14 protein-coding genes are annotated in these 14,640 nt (G+C 72.1%); 9 read left to right on the top strand and 5 right to left on the bottom strand.

Going from position 1 to position 14,640, the window contains the following annotated elements:
• Positions 1–250 precede the first annotated feature (250 nt).
• Both QUE47_RS03975 and msrB read left to right on the top strand, forming a co-directional pair.
• Positions 251–1,819 (top strand): DEAD/DEAH box helicase, encoded by a 1,569-nt coding sequence (locus QUE47_RS03975; protein WP_286218662.1) that lies wholly within the window; start codon positions 251–253, stop codon positions 1,817–1,819.
• Positions 1,820–1,900: 81 nt separating this feature from the next.
• Entirely contained in the window at positions 1,901–2,302 is a 402-nt protein-coding gene (gene msrB, locus QUE47_RS03970; protein ID WP_286218661.1) for a peptide-methionine (R)-S-oxide reductase MsrB, read from the top strand.
• Between the two features lie 139 nt (positions 2,303–2,441).
• Here msrB and QUE47_RS03965 read toward each other — a convergent pair whose 3' ends face one another.
• The gene (locus QUE47_RS03965; protein ID WP_286218660.1) at positions 2,442–2,858 is read right to left on the bottom strand and encodes a phage holin family protein; all 417 of its coding nucleotides are present in this window, start codon (positions 2,856–2,858) and stop codon (positions 2,442–2,444) included.
• Positions 2,859–2,966: 108 nt separating this feature from the next.
• Between QUE47_RS03965 and QUE47_RS03960 the strand changes: the two genes are divergently transcribed.
• From QUE47_RS03960 to QUE47_RS03950, 3 genes are all read left to right on the top strand, one after another.
• Positions 2,967–3,626 carry a hypothetical protein gene (locus QUE47_RS03960; protein ID WP_286218659.1) on the top strand — a complete coding sequence of 220 codons (660 nt, stop codon included), beginning with the start codon at positions 2,967–2,969 and terminating at the stop codon, positions 3,624–3,626.
• A gap of 218 nt (positions 3,627–3,844) precedes the next feature.
• Positions 3,845–4,465 carry a DUF47 domain-containing protein gene (locus tag QUE47_RS03955; RefSeq protein ID WP_286218658.1) on the top strand — a complete coding sequence of 207 codons (621 nt, stop codon included), beginning with the start codon at positions 3,845–3,847 and terminating at the stop codon, positions 4,463–4,465.
• A 3-nt stretch (positions 4,466–4,468) separates the two neighbouring features.
• Positions 4,469–5,473: an inorganic phosphate transporter gene (locus QUE47_RS03950; protein WP_286218657.1), complete on the top strand. Its 1,005-nt coding sequence runs from the start codon at positions 4,469–4,471 to the stop codon at positions 5,471–5,473.
• Positions 5,474–5,599: 126 nt separating this feature from the next.
• On the opposite strand, the gene QUE47_RS16550 is transcribed toward QUE47_RS03950, so the two are convergent.
• The 4 genes from QUE47_RS16550 to mshD form a co-directional block, all read right to left on the bottom strand.
• The gene (locus QUE47_RS16550; RefSeq protein ID WP_350227672.1) at positions 5,600–6,061 is read right to left on the bottom strand and encodes a histidine phosphatase family protein; all 462 of its coding nucleotides are present in this window, start codon (positions 6,059–6,061) and stop codon (positions 5,600–5,602) included.
• Complete coding sequence (locus QUE47_RS16545; RefSeq protein WP_350227671.1) at positions 6,031–6,555, bottom strand: NUDIX hydrolase; 525 nt, start codon at positions 6,553–6,555, stop codon at positions 6,031–6,033. Before QUE47_RS16545 ends, QUE47_RS16550 begins: the two co-directional genes overlap by 31 nt.
• 77 nt (positions 6,556–6,632) lie before the next feature.
• On the bottom strand, positions 6,633–8,885 hold the full coding sequence (locus QUE47_RS03940; RefSeq protein ID WP_286218656.1) for an RNA degradosome polyphosphate kinase: 2,253 nt from the start codon (positions 8,883–8,885) through the stop codon (positions 6,633–6,635).
• Positions 8,882–9,904, bottom strand: a complete 1,023-nt coding sequence (gene mshD / locus QUE47_RS03935) for a mycothiol synthase (protein WP_286218655.1) — start codon at positions 9,902–9,904, stop codon at positions 8,882–8,884. The genes QUE47_RS03940 and mshD overlap by 4 nt, the downstream gene beginning before the upstream one ends.
• Before the next feature lie 181 nt (positions 9,905–10,085).
• On the opposite strand from mshD, the gene QUE47_RS03930 reads away from it, so the two are divergent.
• From QUE47_RS03930 to QUE47_RS03915, 4 genes are all read left to right on the top strand, one after another.
• On the top strand, positions 10,086–11,495 hold the full coding sequence (locus QUE47_RS03930; RefSeq protein ID WP_286218654.1) for an amidohydrolase family protein: 1,410 nt from the start codon (positions 10,086–10,088) through the stop codon (positions 11,493–11,495).
• Positions 11,496–11,515: 20 nt separating this feature from the next.
• Positions 11,516–12,379, top strand: a complete 864-nt coding sequence (locus QUE47_RS03925) for an ABC transporter ATP-binding protein (protein WP_286218653.1) — start codon at positions 11,516–11,518, stop codon at positions 12,377–12,379.
• Positions 12,279–13,292, top strand: a complete 1,014-nt coding sequence (locus QUE47_RS03920; protein ID WP_286218652.1) for an ABC transporter permease — start codon at positions 12,279–12,281, stop codon at positions 13,290–13,292. The genes QUE47_RS03925 and QUE47_RS03920 overlap by 101 nt, the downstream gene beginning before the upstream one ends.
• A gap of 147 nt (positions 13,293–13,439) precedes the next feature.
• Positions 13,440–14,630 carry a substrate-binding domain-containing protein gene (locus tag QUE47_RS03915; RefSeq protein ID WP_286218651.1) on the top strand — a complete coding sequence of 397 codons (1,191 nt, stop codon included), beginning with the start codon at positions 13,440–13,442 and terminating at the stop codon, positions 14,628–14,630.
• Positions 14,631–14,640: the final 10 nt, after the last annotated feature.

The following is a 14,640-nucleotide window of genomic DNA, read 5'->3' as shown; positions in this document are numbered from 1 at the left end:
GTGCCACCCGCCCGCCACCCGCGTGCGCCGCTCGCGACGTCGATCGGGTCACAGTCCCGTCGCCGCGGCGCCGTCCGTGAGAGACTGGTCCTACGAGGGCAGCGCAGGAGCGCGCCCCGGCGTCGTGGAGATCCCCCGGATTGTCGTGCGGCGGACCCCGACCCGTGCAGCGAGAGCTGCCACCACCACTGCAGTGCCGGCGCACCGAGCGTGCATCCGGGCTGCACTTCGCCCGAGAGGCCATGCACCTGTGACTACCTTCGCCGACTTCGGTCTGCCCACCCCTGCCGTCAACGTCCTGACGCGCCAGGGCATCACCACCCCGTTCCCCATCCAGACCGCGACCCTGCCGGACTCGCTCGACGGGCGCGACGTGCTCGGCCGCGGCCGCACCGGCTCGGGCAAGACGCTCGCGTTCTCCCTGCCGCTCGTCACCCGGCTCGACCGCGCGCCGACCTCGCGACACCCGCGCCGACCCCGCGCGCTCGTGCTCTGCCCGACGCGCGAGCTGGCGAACCAGATCAACGCCACGATGGAGCCCGTCGCGAAGGCCCTCGGCCTCGTGACGACCACGATCTTCGGAGGCGTCGCCCAGTCGCGCCAGGTCAACGCCCTCAACGCGGGCGTCGACGTCGTCATCGCCTGCCCGGGCCGCCTCGAGGACCTGCTCAACCAGAAGGTCCTCACGCTCGACGGCATCGAGATCACCGTGCTCGACGAGGCCGACCACATGGCCGACCTCGGGTTCCTGCCCGGCGTCAAGCGCATCATGGCCCGCACCCCGAAGGTCGGGCAGCGCATGCTGTTCTCCGCCACCCTCGACAACGGCGTGGACCAGCTCGTGAAGCTGTACCTGAACAACCCCGTGCGCCACTCGGTGGACGACGCCGCGTCGGCCCCGCCGAAGATGACGCACCACATCCTCGCCGTGCGCGACGCGGACGCGAAGAAGGAGGTCGTCCAGCAGCTCGCCTCGGGCACCGGACGCCGCATCCTGTTCATGCGCACCAAGCACCAGGCCAAGAAGCTCGCCAAGCAGCTCACCGCGGCCGGGATCCCGGCCGTCGACCTGCACGGCAACCTCGGGCAGAACGCCCGCGAGCGCAACCTCGAGGCGTTCTCGAACGGCTCCGTCAAGGTCATGGTCGCCACCGACATCGCGGCGCGCGGCATCCACGTCGACGAGATCGAGCTCGTCGTCCACGTCGACCCGCCGGCCGAGCACAAGGCGTACCTGCACCGCTCGGGTCGCACGGCCCGCGCGGGCGAGGAGGGCGTGGTCGTCACGGTCATGCTCCCCGAGCAGCGCGGCGACGTCCGCGACCTGACCCGCAAGGCGCGCATCACCGCGCAGCCGAAGCCCGCGGCGCCCGGCGACGAGACCATCACCGGGCTCGTCGGCGACGTCGCCCCGTACGTCAAGCCCGAGCCGATCCACAACCAGGTCCAGCAGCCGCGCAAGCCGAAGGCCGCCGGTCAGGGTGGCAGCGGACGCGGACAGGGCGGGCGCTCGCAGGGCGGCTCCGGTCGTGACGGCGCCGGTCAGGGCGCCCGCAGCGGTTCGGCCGGCGGCTCGCAGGGCGGCTCGCGTCGGCGTTCCGGCGGCGGTCGTGGGCAGGGCGGGCGCTCGCAGGGCGGCCAGTCCCCGCGCGGCGGCACGCAGCTCGCGTGGTCGTCCAGCACCGGCGGCGCGAGCCACGGGCCCGCGGGCCCGTCGCAGTCCCGGGCGGACGACGCGGCGCAGCCCCGTCCCCGTCGCGGCGGTCGCGGTCGCTCGTCCCGCGGCGCAGGCGCTCCCGGCGGTCAGTCGGCGCGCTGAGCGCACCTCGCGTGCCGCCGCGGGCACGCGCCACGGAATGTCCGCCGTCCGGCCCTGGTTGGCACGGGTGGAGGTATCGACATGACCTATGAAGTGACCTGGACCGACGCGCAGTGGCGCGACAAGCTCTCCGCGCAGGAGTTCTCGGTGCTGCGCCAGGCGGCGACCGAGCGCCCCTGGACCGGCGAGCTGCTCGACGAGAAGCGCGAGGGCACCTACAGCTGTCGCGCGTGCGGCAACGACCTGTTCGACGCCGGGACGAAGTTCGACTCCCGGTGCGGCTGGCCCAGCTTCTACGCCGCGCGGGCGGATGACGCGGTGGAGCTGATCGAGGACCGGAGCCTCGGGATGGTGCGGACCGAGGTCCGCTGCGCCCGGTGCGGGTCGCACCTGGGGCACATCTTCGACGACGCCCCCCAGACCCCGACGGGCGACCGCTTCTGCATGAACTCGGTCAGCCTGGAGTTCACGCCGAAGCCGTAGCGGGTAGTCCTGGGTCCAGGGGCCCGTAGCCAGCGCTACAGGTCCCCGGGGACGACGAAGGGGTCGGGCGCCGTCGCGTCCGACCCCTTCGTGCTGCCTGTCGTGCGCGGGTCAGGGTGACCGGCGCAGCGCGAACCGGTCAGTCGTCGTCGCGCTTGTTCTCCACTGCGTCCTTGATGAGGATCGCGGGGAGCAGGAGCGTGGCGAGCATCGTCACGAGCCAGACGAGCAGGGAACCGAGCACCCAGCCCAGGACCCCGTAGATGTCGAGGCCGTCGGTGACGAGCACCGCGACGACCAGCGCGATCACGGTGCTGATGAGGCCGACGCCACCCAGCAGGGCGGGAGCGTTGCGACGGGCGACCCGGGCGATGAACGGCGAGATGATCGCCTGGACCGCGGCGAACACGACGACCGCGACGACGAAGCCGATCGGCTCGCTCCACATCAGGTCGAAGCCCTCCAGGTCGAACCCGGAGAAGATCCACGAGGTGACGATGATGCCCACGGCAGCGGCGAGCAGGAACACGCCGGTCCGGATGAGGAACTTGATCATGACCCGGAGCATAGTCCGGTGTGACCGGCGGCACACGCGATCCACGCGGGCGTGTCCCACGTGCGGTGTGCCTGTCGCATCCGGTGCCCCACGCGGCACACTGGCGTGATGAGCTCAACCAATCCGGCCGGCCGGCCCCGGCCACGACGGCCCGCGATGCTCGACCCGCACGCCGCCGAGGACCTCCCCGGTGGGGTCGACCCTGCGCGGCGCGACGCCGTCGCCCACACGACCGCCGCCGCGATGATCGACGGCGCGCGCGCGACCGAGGACCCGGCCGTCGTCGACCGCCTCGTCCGGCTCGTCGAGCGTGAGGGGCTCGACCAGGTCGCCGCGCTCTGGGCCGACAGCCCGGCCACGTCGCTCCCGGGTGCTCTGTGGCGCCTGTACGTGCTGCGGGAGTGGGTGCGCCGTGACGCCGCCGCGGTGAGCGTGCGGTACCGGCGCGGGCTCGAGGGTGGCCCCGGGGCGCCGTCGGTCAGCGAGGTGGTCGTCGGGGTGGGGGACGCGCCGACCCCCGACCAGGTGCGGGAGCTGGCCGACGCGGTGCTCTCCGGCGCGTTCGTCGGGGACCTCGACGTGGCGCTCGACAGAGCGGGGAGCTTCTGCCGGGTCCTGGCGCTCGGTGCCGCGCACGACGCCGACGCCCACGAGGCCGTGGACGGGCCGACCGCCGACCGGATGACCCGCGGCGCGTCGGCGCTCCTGCGCACGGCCGACGACCTCACGCACGCGGCATCCCTGTGGCGGGGCAGCCTGCTCGAGTGATGACGTGCACCCCCGTGGCCGGGCGTAGCATGGTCGGGCGACGTCGGGCCGCGGTAGCCCCGGGCTCCAACTAGAGCCGCTACGAGCGGCCCCGCGCCGAGAGGCGCTCCCGGTCCGGCGTCGCATCTAACTCGTGCCACGCGGCACCTATCGCCGTTCTCGGATCCTCTGCCCTACGCTGAGGACGTCCACCAGACCCTGTCTCCCGGAGCCCTCCCGTGCGCCTGCGCCTGACACCGCGCGACACCTCGTTCTTCGACCTGCTCGGCGTCACCGCCGGGCACCTCGTCACGGGGGCACAGCTCCTCGCGGAGCTCCTGGGCGCGGACCGGCCCGGCCGCAAGGCCATCGCCAAGCAGCTCGGCGAGGTCGAGCACGCCGCCGACGAGTCGACGCACGCGATCATGCGGCGGCTCAACCAGACCTTCGTGACGCCGTTCGACCGCGACGACATCTACGCGCTGGCCTCGGCGCTCGACGACTGCATGGACGACATGGAGGAGGCAGCCGACCTCATCGTCCTGTACAAGGTCGACGAGCTGCCGGCGCGCGTCTCGGACCAGGTGCAGGTGCTCGGCCGTGCCGCCGAGCTCACGGCAGAGGCCATGCCGCGGCTGCGCGCCATGGACGGGCTGCAGGACTACTGGATCGAGGTCAACCGGCTCGAGAACCAGGCCGACAAGATCCACCGCAAGCTCATCGCCCAGCTCTTCGACGAGATCTCGGACCCGATCCTGCTGATGAAGCTCAAGGAGATCGTGGAGGTGCTCGAGCACGCGGCCGACGCCTTCGAGAGGGTCGCCAACATGGTCGAGACGATCGCCCTCAAGGAGTCCTGACCCGTGGAGGTCGCCCTCGTCGTCGTGGTCGTCGCGTTCGCGCTCGGCTTCGACTACACGAACGGGTTCCACGACGCCGCCAACGCGATCGCGACGTCGGTCTCGACCCGCGCGCTCACACCCCGCGCAGCGCTCATCATGGCCGCGTTCTTCAACCTCGTCGGGGCGCTCCTGGGCACCGAGGTCGCCACGACGATCGCCGAGGAGATCATCGACATCCAGGACGCGCCGCCGCACCAAGGGCTCGTCATCGTCCTGGCGGCCCTGATCGGGGCGATCACCTGGAACATGATCACGTGGTGGTTCGGTCTGCCGTCGTCGTCGACGCACGCGATCATCGGCGGGCTCACCGGGGTCGGTATCGCCTCGGGCGTGACCGTCTACTGGAGCGCGATCGTCGACAAGGTCGTCCTCCCGATGATCGTGTCGCCGCTGGTGGGGTTCATCGGAGCGTTCGCCGTCATGGTCGCGGTGCTTTGGATCTTCCGGAAGGCGAAGCCCGGCCCGACGTTCCGCCGGTTCCGCATCGCGCAGACCGCCTCCGCCGCTGCGATGGCCCTGGGCCACGGGCTCCAGGACGCGCAGAAGACGATGGGTGTGATCCTGCTCGCCCTCGTCGCCGGTGGGTTCCGCGAGCAGGCGCAGGGGATCCCGCTCTGGGTGAAGATCTCCGCGGCGCTCGCGATCTCCGCAGGCACGTACGCGGGCGGCTGGCGCATCATGCGGACCCTCGGGCGCAAGATCATCGAGCTCGACCCGGCCCGCGGTTTTGTCGCCGAGTCGGTCTCGGCGGTCGTCCTCTACGTCAACGCGTTCATCCTCCATGCGCCCGTGTCCACGACGCACACCATCACGTCGGCGATCATGGGCGTGGGCGCCACCAAGCGGGTCTCGGCCGTGCGCTGGGGCGTGGCGAAGAACATCGGCGGGGCGTGGGTCCTGACCATCCCCGCGGCGGCGCTCGTCGCCGCCGTCGTCTACTGGATCCTCTGGCCGATCCTGCGGTGACGGACGCCCGCTCCGCCGAGGCGGGGGTCAGGCGTCGGTGAGTCGGGCTCCCGCACGGGCGACCGCCCGGTGCAGCGGCGGGGCCGCTCAGGTCAGGGGGCGAGGTCCGCTCAGAGGTAGGACCGCTCAGTGCAGCGGCGGGGACACCTTGCCCGCGGCGACGACCCGGGGGCCCTTCTCCGTCTGGGTGACGTGCGCGGCGATCAGCTCGCCGGGCTCGAGGAACGGGTCGGTCGTGGGCAGCGCGTTCGCGACGCTGCGCCTCGCGTGCTGGCCGAGGACGTCGAGGACCGTCGGCAGCACGGGTCGGTGCGTGCACAGGACCGTCGAGACGTCGTCCTCCAGCAGCTCGCGGACCGTGGCGCCGACCCGGCCGGGGGAGCGCTCGTGCTGGGCCTCCGTGAGCCTGTCGCGACGCACCGTGTCGAGCCCGGCGGCGGCGGCGTAGGGCGCGATCGTCGACGCGCAGCGCTCCCACTGGCTGGTCACGACGCGATTGATCCCGTACGCCGCGAGGACCGGCACCATCGCGGAGGCGTGACCGGCGCCGATGGGGGTCAGGGGCGGTCGTGCTCGTCGCCGTACCACCCGCTGCGGGCGGTCGCGCGGCCGTGGCGGGCGATCACGACGACGTGGGTGTCCAGGCGGCCGTGGTGATGCTCGGTGGCCAGGGCGTCGAGCGGGATCCGGTCCGCCGACCGGGTGAGCCGGTCCGCGGCCTCGTCGATCGGGAGCCAGACGGCGTCGTCGATCTCCTGGGGGGACACCGGGTGCACGGGGGCGCGGGCCGCCAGCGGCGCGGCGTCCCGCGCCGGGTCGGCGCGGCGCGCCGCCCAGTAGTGGACCCGCTTCACGCGGCCCTCGGCCGTCAGGTACTGCAGGCCGGGGAGCGGGACACCGAGGATGACGGGGCGGCCCGTCTCCTCGCAGACCTCGCGCGCCGCTGCCGTCTGGAAGGCCTCGCCCGTGTCCAGCTTCCCCTTGGGCCACGACCAGTCGTCGTACTTGGGCCGGTGGATCAACCGGACCTCGAGCCGGTCGCGGTGCATCCGCCAGACGAGCGCACCCGCAGTCTCGATCACGGGGGCGTGCTCGACGTGCGTCGGGCCGAGGGCCGCCCGCAGCGGGGCAGCCCGTTGTGCTGCGGCGACCACGGTCGTCAGCGCCCCGCGCTCATGCGGCGGCGCTGACGGCTGACGAGGTTGGACTGCAGGTTCAGGTACGGGCCCTCGTCGTCCTCGTTGCGCGGGACCCACTCGGTGTCGTGCAGGTGCCACGTGGCCGTGCGGGCGTCCATGGACGTGTCGAGCAGGTCGACGAGCTCGGCGACCTGGTCGGGGTCGGAGATGCGGATGAGCGTCTCCACGCGGCGGTCGAGGTTGCGGTGCATGAGGTCGGCGGAACCGATGAAGACCTCGGGGCCCTCGGTGGTGTTCTCGCCGATCTGCTTGCCCTCGCTGTTCGCGAAGGCGAAGATCCGCGAGTGCTCGAGGAACCGCCCGAGGATCGAGCGGACCCGGATGTTCTCGCTCAGGCCCGGCACGCCGGGGCGGATCGCGCAGATCCCGCGCACGATGAGGTCGATCTTCACGCCGTCCTGCGATGCCCGGTAGAGCGCGTCGATCGTCTTCTCGTCGACCGCGGAGTTCACCTTGATCTTGACCCACGCCTCGTTGCCGTTGCGCGCGGCCTCGGCCTCGCGCTCGATGCGCTCGATCAGCCCCATGCGCACCATGCGCGGCGCCACGAGCAGGCGGTGGAACCGCGACTGCGGGGCGTACCCGGAGAGCTGGTTGAACAGGCGGGTGAGGTCCTGGCCGACGTCCGGGTCCGCCGTCAGGAGCCCGTGGTCGGTGTAGAGGCGCGCGGTCTTGGGGTGGTAGTTGCCGGTGCCGACGTGGCAGTAGCGGCGCAGGCCGTCGGACTCCTGGCGGACGACGAGCGACAGCTTGCAGTGCGTCTTGAGCCCGACGATCCCGTAGACGACGTGGACGCCGGCCTGCTCGAGCTTGCGCGCCCAGGAGATGTTGGCCTGCTCGTCGAAGCGAGCCTTGATCTCGACCAGGGCGAGGACCTGCTTGCCGGCGTCGGCGGCGTCGATGAGGGCGTCGACGATCGGCGAGTCGCCCGACGTCCGGTAGAGGGTCTGCTTGATGGCGAGGACCTTCGGGTCCGCGGCGGCCTGCTCGAGGAACGTCTGCACCGACGTGGAGAACGAGTCGTACGGGTGGTGCAGGAGGATGTCGCGCTGCCGGATCGCGGCGAACACGTCGGTGGGGCTGGCGCTCTCGACCTCGGCGAGGAACCGGTGGGTGGTCGGCACGAACGACGGGTAGTGCAGGTCGGACCGGTCGAGGTCCGCGATGACGTTCAGGCCGGTGAGGTCGAGCGGGGCGGGGAGCTCGTAGACCTCGGACTCGGTGACCCCGAGCTCGCGGATGAGCAGCTCGCGGATGCGTGGGCTGATGCCGGTGGCGAGCTCGAGCCGGACGGGCGGGCCGAACCGGCGGCGCAGGAGCTCCTTCTCCATCGCCTGCAGGAGGTTCTCGGCGTCGTCCTCCTCGACCTCGACGTCCTCGTTGCGGGTCACCCGGAACGTGTGGTGCTCGTACACGTCCATGCCGGGGAAGAGCTGGTCGAGGTGCTGCGCGATGACCTCTTCGACCGGCACGTACGAGGTGGGCTTCTTGCTCGACGTCGGAGCCTGACCCGGTGCGCTCGGGCGACCCTTGGCGTCGACGGCGATGAACCGGGGGAGCAGCGGCGGCACCTTGACCCGGGCGAAGTGCTCCTTGCCCGACGCCTGGTTGCCGACGACGACCGCGAGGTTCAGCGAGAGCCCTGAGATGTACGGGAAGGGGTGCGCGGGGTCGACAGCGAGCGGGGTGAGGACGGGGAAGATCTGCTTGCGGAAGTACTTGTTGAGCCGCTCCTGCTCGCGGGTCTCGAGCTCGTCCCAGTGCACGAGGGTGATGCCCTCGGCGGCGAGCGCGGGCTGGACGTCGTTGCGGAACACCTGGGCGTGCCGGGACATCAGGTCGTGGGCGCCCTTGCCGATCGCCGCGAGCACCTCGCGCGGGCTCAGGCCGGAGGCCGCGGTCACGGCGAGACCGGTCGCGATGCGCCGCTTCAGGCCGGCGACCCGGACCATGAAGAACTCGTCGAGGTTCGAGGCGAAGATCGCCAGGAACCGGACGCGCTCGAGGAGGGGCAGCTTCGAGTCCTCGGCGAGCTCGAGCACCCGCTCGTTGAACGCGAGCCAGCTGATCTCCCGGTCCGCGAACCGGTCGTCGGGCAGCGGGGCGAGCTCCCGCGGGGCCGTGGCGTCCGGGGTCGCCTCTTCCGCGATGTGCTCCGCGATGTGAGCGGCGAGGTCCGGAGCGAGCGGGCGGCGGGTGGTCGACTCGGTCATGGGGACATCGTGGCATCACTCGGGACCGATGGGGAGTCGAGCGAGGAGAGTGGTGGAGGCGGTGGTGCCTGTGGACGCGCGTACTGCACGTCGACCGCGTCGCGCCCGTACCCGGCGCGGGCGTAGGCGCGGACCGCGGCCGTGTTGTCGCCGTCGACGTAGAGCGCCGCACGGGCGCAGCCGGCGGCCTCGAGGTGGGCTGTGCCGATCGCCGTGAGGTACCCGCCGAGCCCGTGGCCCTGCGCCCCCGGGTCGACGCCGACGACGTAGATCTCGCCCTCCCGCACCGCGTCGTCCTGCCCCGTCGGGATCTTGGTCCAGACGAACCCGACGAGCCGCGCGTCGGTCCCCGAGACGTCCTCCAGCAGGAAGAACCCCGCGGGGTCGAACCAGTCCTCCGACGCGCGCGCGTGCAGGTCGGCGAGCGTCAGCCGGCCCTGCTCGGGGTGGTCCGCGAAGGCGAGCGCGTTGAGCGCGAGCCACGCCGCGTCGTCCGCCCCCGGGACGAACGGGCGGACGGCGTGTCCCGCCGGAGGCGAGACCTGTGCCGGCACGGACGAATGGCCCGCCAGGTCGCGGCCGAGCTTGAGCAGCTCGCGGACGGGGACGAGCCCGGCGTCCTTCGCCAGGGCGCGCGCGGCCCGCAGGTCCCCGTGCGCCCAGACCCGGAGGCTGTGCGCGGAGCCGCGCGGCTCGCCCGACCGTGCGGGCAGGGTGGCGTCGCGCTCCGCGGTGCGCAGGAGCAGACGCCCCACGCCGTGGCGCCGGGCCGAGGGGGCCACGACGAGCTCGGCCGAGGCCGGGTCGCCGCTGCGGTCGACCTGCAAATAGCCGACGACGCGCTGGTCCTCGTCGAGCGCGACGACATGGGTGAGGTCGGCGGTCTCGTCGGTGAGGCGCAGCAGCGGCTGCTCGGACAGGGGTGCGACGCCGTCCGCCTCGGTGGCGTCGCGGGCGAGGGAGCGGACGGAATCGGCAGTGGCCCCGTCGGGGACACCGACCGAGAGCAGGGTGCGCATGCAGACATCCCACCACGTCCGGGACGTGTGGCACAGCCTCCTCGACGATCGGAGAGCAGGCTTCGCGGTCAGCAAGTTCACACGGGCGCGCCGTCCCGGACACGTCCGGGAAACAGGCGGTCCCTACGGTTCAGGAATGTTCCTCATATCAACATTGGGGACGAGCCGAGCCGGAGGTGCCATGTCAGTCCTCGAGGGTTCGCGTGCGGTCGGACGACCCGACGGCACCGACGACCTGACCCGCACCCCGGTGCGCGCCCTGCGCGGCGTCCGGCTGCCGGACGGCACCCTCGGCACCGTGGTGCTCGACGGTGCGCTCGTGGGTCACGTCGCTCCGACCGGCGCCCCGGCCGGTCCGGGCGCGGCGGCCTCGAAGTGCGGTGCCGGCGAGAACCAGGACGGTGCAGAGCTCGATGCCACGGGGTGGCGGGTGCTCCCCGCAGCGGCCGAGCCGCACGCGCACCTCGACAAGGCGCTCACGGCGGACCGCGACGCGGCCCCCGGCGGCAACGACCTCGTCGGTGCGATCGAGCAGTGGCACCGCGTGCGAGCGTCGGTCGACGCCCTCGACGTCACCGAGCGCGCACTCGCGTCCCTCGACCGCTACCTCTCGCGTGGCGTCACCGCCGTCCGCACCCACGTCGACGTCCCCGCGGACGGCGACCCCCTGCGGTTCGTCGACGCGCTGCTCGACGTCCGCGACCGCGTCGCCGACGTCATGACCCTCCAGGTCTGCCTCCTCGCGTCGTCGGCGACCCCTACCGACGTGCTCCACGAGGCCGCGCGGCACGGCGTGGACGTCCTCGGCGGCTGCCCCCACCTCGCCCCGGAGCCCGGGGCCGAGACCACGCGGCTCCTCGACGTCGCCGAGCGGCACGGGCTGCCCGTCGACCTGCACACGGACGAGCAGACCGGGCTCGACGGGCTCGACGTCGTCGACCTCGCCGCCCAGGTGATCGACCGGGGACTCGTGCAGCGAGTGACGGCGAGCCACGTCGTCCGGCTCGGTTCCCTGACCCCCGAACGGCTCGCGCCGACGCTCGACCTCGTCGCTCGCGCGGGGCTCGGCCTGGTCACGCTGCCGATCACCAACCTCTACCTCCAGGGGTGGGACGCCACGCACCTCGTCCCGCGCGGCATCGCGCCGCTGCGCCAGATCCTCGACGCCGGGATCACGCTCGCCGCGGGCGCCGACAACCTGCGCGACCCCTTCAACCCCGCCGGTCGGGCCGACCCCTTCGAGACGACCAGCCTGCTCATGACGGCAGGTCACCTCGGACCCGACGACGCGCTGGCCGCCGTCACCTCCGGAGCCCGTTCGGTGCTCGGCCTGGCGCCGGCCGGCCTCGCCGCCGGCGACGCGGCGGACCTGGTCCTCGTGCCCGACGTCGACCTGGGAGACGTCCTCGCGGGCGCCACCGACGCGCGGGTCGTCGTCCGCGGCGGGACCGTCGTCGCCGACACCCGTGTCCGGCGCACGACCGCGCTGCACCGCACCGGCGCCCTCGCTACCGCACCCGGACCCGGCACGACCTCGACCGGGACCCACCGCTCGACCCCTTCCCAGCCCACCACGACCTCGACGAGGTGAACGCAGTGAGCATCGATGCAGTGAGCACCACCAGTGCGGCCCAGCGCCCGCTCTCCATGACCCGGACGCTCGTGCTCGACGGCGTGTCCAAGCAGTTCGACACAGGGACCGTCGCTCTCGAGGACGTCGACCTGACCGTGGGCGCCGGGGACTTCGTGTCCGTCGTCGGGCCCTCGGGCTGCGGCAAGTCGACGCTGCTGCGCCTGGCCTCCGGGCTCGACGCGGCGACGACGGGATCGATCGAGGTCAACGCGCACTCGACGAGCTACGTGTTCCAGGAGGCGACCCTCCTCGAGTGGCGCAGCGCCCTCAAGAACGTCGAGCTCGTCGGCGAGCTGAGCGGCGGCCTGCGCTCGGAGCGGCGTGCCAAGGCGCAGGAGGCGCTCGACCTGGTCGGGCTCACCGGGTTCGAGAAGCAGCACCCGCGCCAGCTCTCGGGCGGCATGCGCATGCGCGTCTCGATCGCCCGCGCCCTGGTCGCCGACCCGGACCTCGCGCTCTTCGACGAGCCGTTCGGGGCGCTCGACGAGATCACCCGGCTGCACATGCAGACGGAGCTCCAGAAGCTGTTCCGGCTCAAGGAGTTCGCCGGGCTCTTCATCACCCACTCGGTCTCCGAGGCCGTGTACCTGTCGACCCGGGTGCTCGTGATGAGCGGTCGCCCCGGACGGATCGTGGCCGACATCCCGATCCCGTGGTCCTACCCACGACCCCCGAGCTGCGCTACGAACCCGAGTTCGCGGCCGTCGTCGGCGAGGTCTCCAAGGCGTTGGGAGAGCACTCATGAGCGAGCGCGACACGACGGTCCTCGAGACCGCGACCTCTGGCAAGGCCCCCGGGTCCGTCGCGGCCACCGCGCCAGGGGCCGGGACCTCGACGCCTGACGGCGGTCCTGCCGCGGCAGGACCCGTCGCCCCGACGACGGCGCCCGTCCCGGAGGACGGGAAGGCCGCGCCCGCGAAGGCGTCCAGGCCCGTGCCGTCCGGCCCGCGCGTCGTGCGCCTGCGGCGAGGCGTGGTCGTCGACAAGGTGCTCCCGACGGTCGCCGCGATCCTCGGCATCGTCGGCATCTGGTACCTGGTGAGCTACGTCGTCCTCAGTGCGGACCGCAGGTTCCTGCTGCCGCCGCCCCACGAGGTCCTGGGCAGCACGCTCGGCAACCCGAACATCATGAACCCGATGCTCGCAGCGCTCTGGCAGACCGTCGGCGTCGCGATCGTGGGCCTGGCGCTCGCCGTCGTGATCGGCATGACGTACGCGATCCTCATGTCGCAGTCGCGCTGGGTCGAGAAGATCCTCTACCCGTACGCCGTGATCCTGCAGACGATCCCGATCCTCGCGCTCACGCCGCTGATCGGGATCTGGATGGGATACGGGTTCAGCGCCCGGATCGTGGTGTGCGTGATCATCGCCCTGTTCCCGATGATCTCGAACACGCTGTTCGGGCTGATGTCGGCGACGCCCGCGGCGCACGACCTGTTCACGCTGAACCGGGCCACCCCGGCGCAGCGGCTGCGCAAGCTGCAGCTCCCGGCCGCGCTGCCCGCGATCTTCACCGGCCTGCGCAACGCCGCGGGCCTCAGCGTCATCGGGGCGATCGTCGGCGACTTCTTCTTCCAGCAGGGCGACCCCGGGATCGGTGGGCTGCTGCGCACCTACACGCTGCGTCTCAACATGGACGCCCTGTTCATGGCCATCATCCTGACCGCGGTGTTCGGGGTCGTCGTCTTCTCGGTCTTCGCGGCCCTCGACCGGATCGTCATCGGCCGCTGGTTCGGTTCCACCGACCGCCGCTGACCCTCCTCGTCCTTCACCGCCGGCCGGCCACCTCGGCACAGAGCCAACCGTCCACCTGTCCCCACCACCGCTGTTCCCGCTGCTCAGTCATGCCCGGGACCGAGTGCGCTCGGCCCCGTCCACCCCTCCTCACGCACTGGAGAGATCATGAACAGAAGGTTCACCACGACCGGGGCGCTCGTCGCCGTCGCCGTCCTCGGGCTCACGGCCTGCGCCGACGCCGAGCCTGCGGGCTCGACGGACGCCGGCTCCGCGGAGTCGGCGGCCCCGGACGCCGCCGCAGCCGAGGTCGACGGGCCGCTCGACCTCGCGAGCGTCTGCCCCGAGACCGTCGTGCTGCAGCAGGACTGGCAGCCCGAGGCCGAGCACGGAGCGATGTACAGCCTGGTCGGCGACGACTACACGGTCGACACCGGGGCCAAGACCGTCACCGGATCCCTGATCGCCCAGGGCGTCGACACGGGCGTCCAGGTCGAGGTCCGGCCCGGCGGCCCGAACGTGAACTTCCAGCCCGTCCCGTCGCTCATGTATCTCGACGACAGCATCCTCCTCGGGGCCGTCACGACCGACGCCGCGATCGTGGCTGCCGCCGACCAGCCCACCGTAGCCGTCGTCTCGCAGCTCACGAAGAGCCCGCAGATCCTCATGTGGGACCCGGAGAGCCACGGCGGCGCCTCGACGATCGCCGAGGCCGCTGCCGGTGGGGACCCGGTCGTTAGCTCGGGCGACATCTTCCCGAGGCTCCTCGAGTCCGAGGGACTGATCGAGGAGTCGCAGATCGACCTCAGCTACGAGGGCACGCCGCAGCGCTTCGTCTCGGACCCGAGCATCCTCCAGCAGGGCTTCGCGACGGCCGAGCCGTACGTGTACGAGAACGAGATCGACGCCTGGGGCAAGCCCGTGGGCTACCAGCTGCTCGCCGACGTCGGCTACTCCGTCTACCCCGAGCCGCTCGTGGTGCGCGCGGACAAGCTCGAGGAGCACCGGGACTGCCTGACGAAGCTCGTCCCGATCATGCAGCAGGCGCAGATCGACTACCTGGACGACCCGGCGGCGACCAACGCGCTGATCGTCGACCTCGTCGACCAGTACCAGACGGGGTGGACGTACTCCGAGGGCGTCGCCGAGTACTCCGCCCAGACGATCAAGGACCTCGGGATCGTCTCCGACGACCCGGCCTCCGGTGTGTTCGGTCAGCTCGACCCCGACCGGATGAAGGAGATCGTCGACACCTTCGGGCCGATCCTCGTCGACGCCGGGTCGATCCCGGACGCCGACGTCGACCCCGAGTCGCTCTACTCCAACGAGTTCATCGACCCGTCGATCTCGCTGGGCTGACGACCCGTAC

The sequence above is a fragment of the Paraoerskovia sediminicola genome (assembly GCF_030296575.1).
GTDB lineage: Bacteria > Actinomycetota > Actinomycetes > Actinomycetales > Cellulomonadaceae > Paraoerskovia > Paraoerskovia sediminicola.
This window is presented reverse-complemented; position numbering and strand designations above follow the sequence as displayed.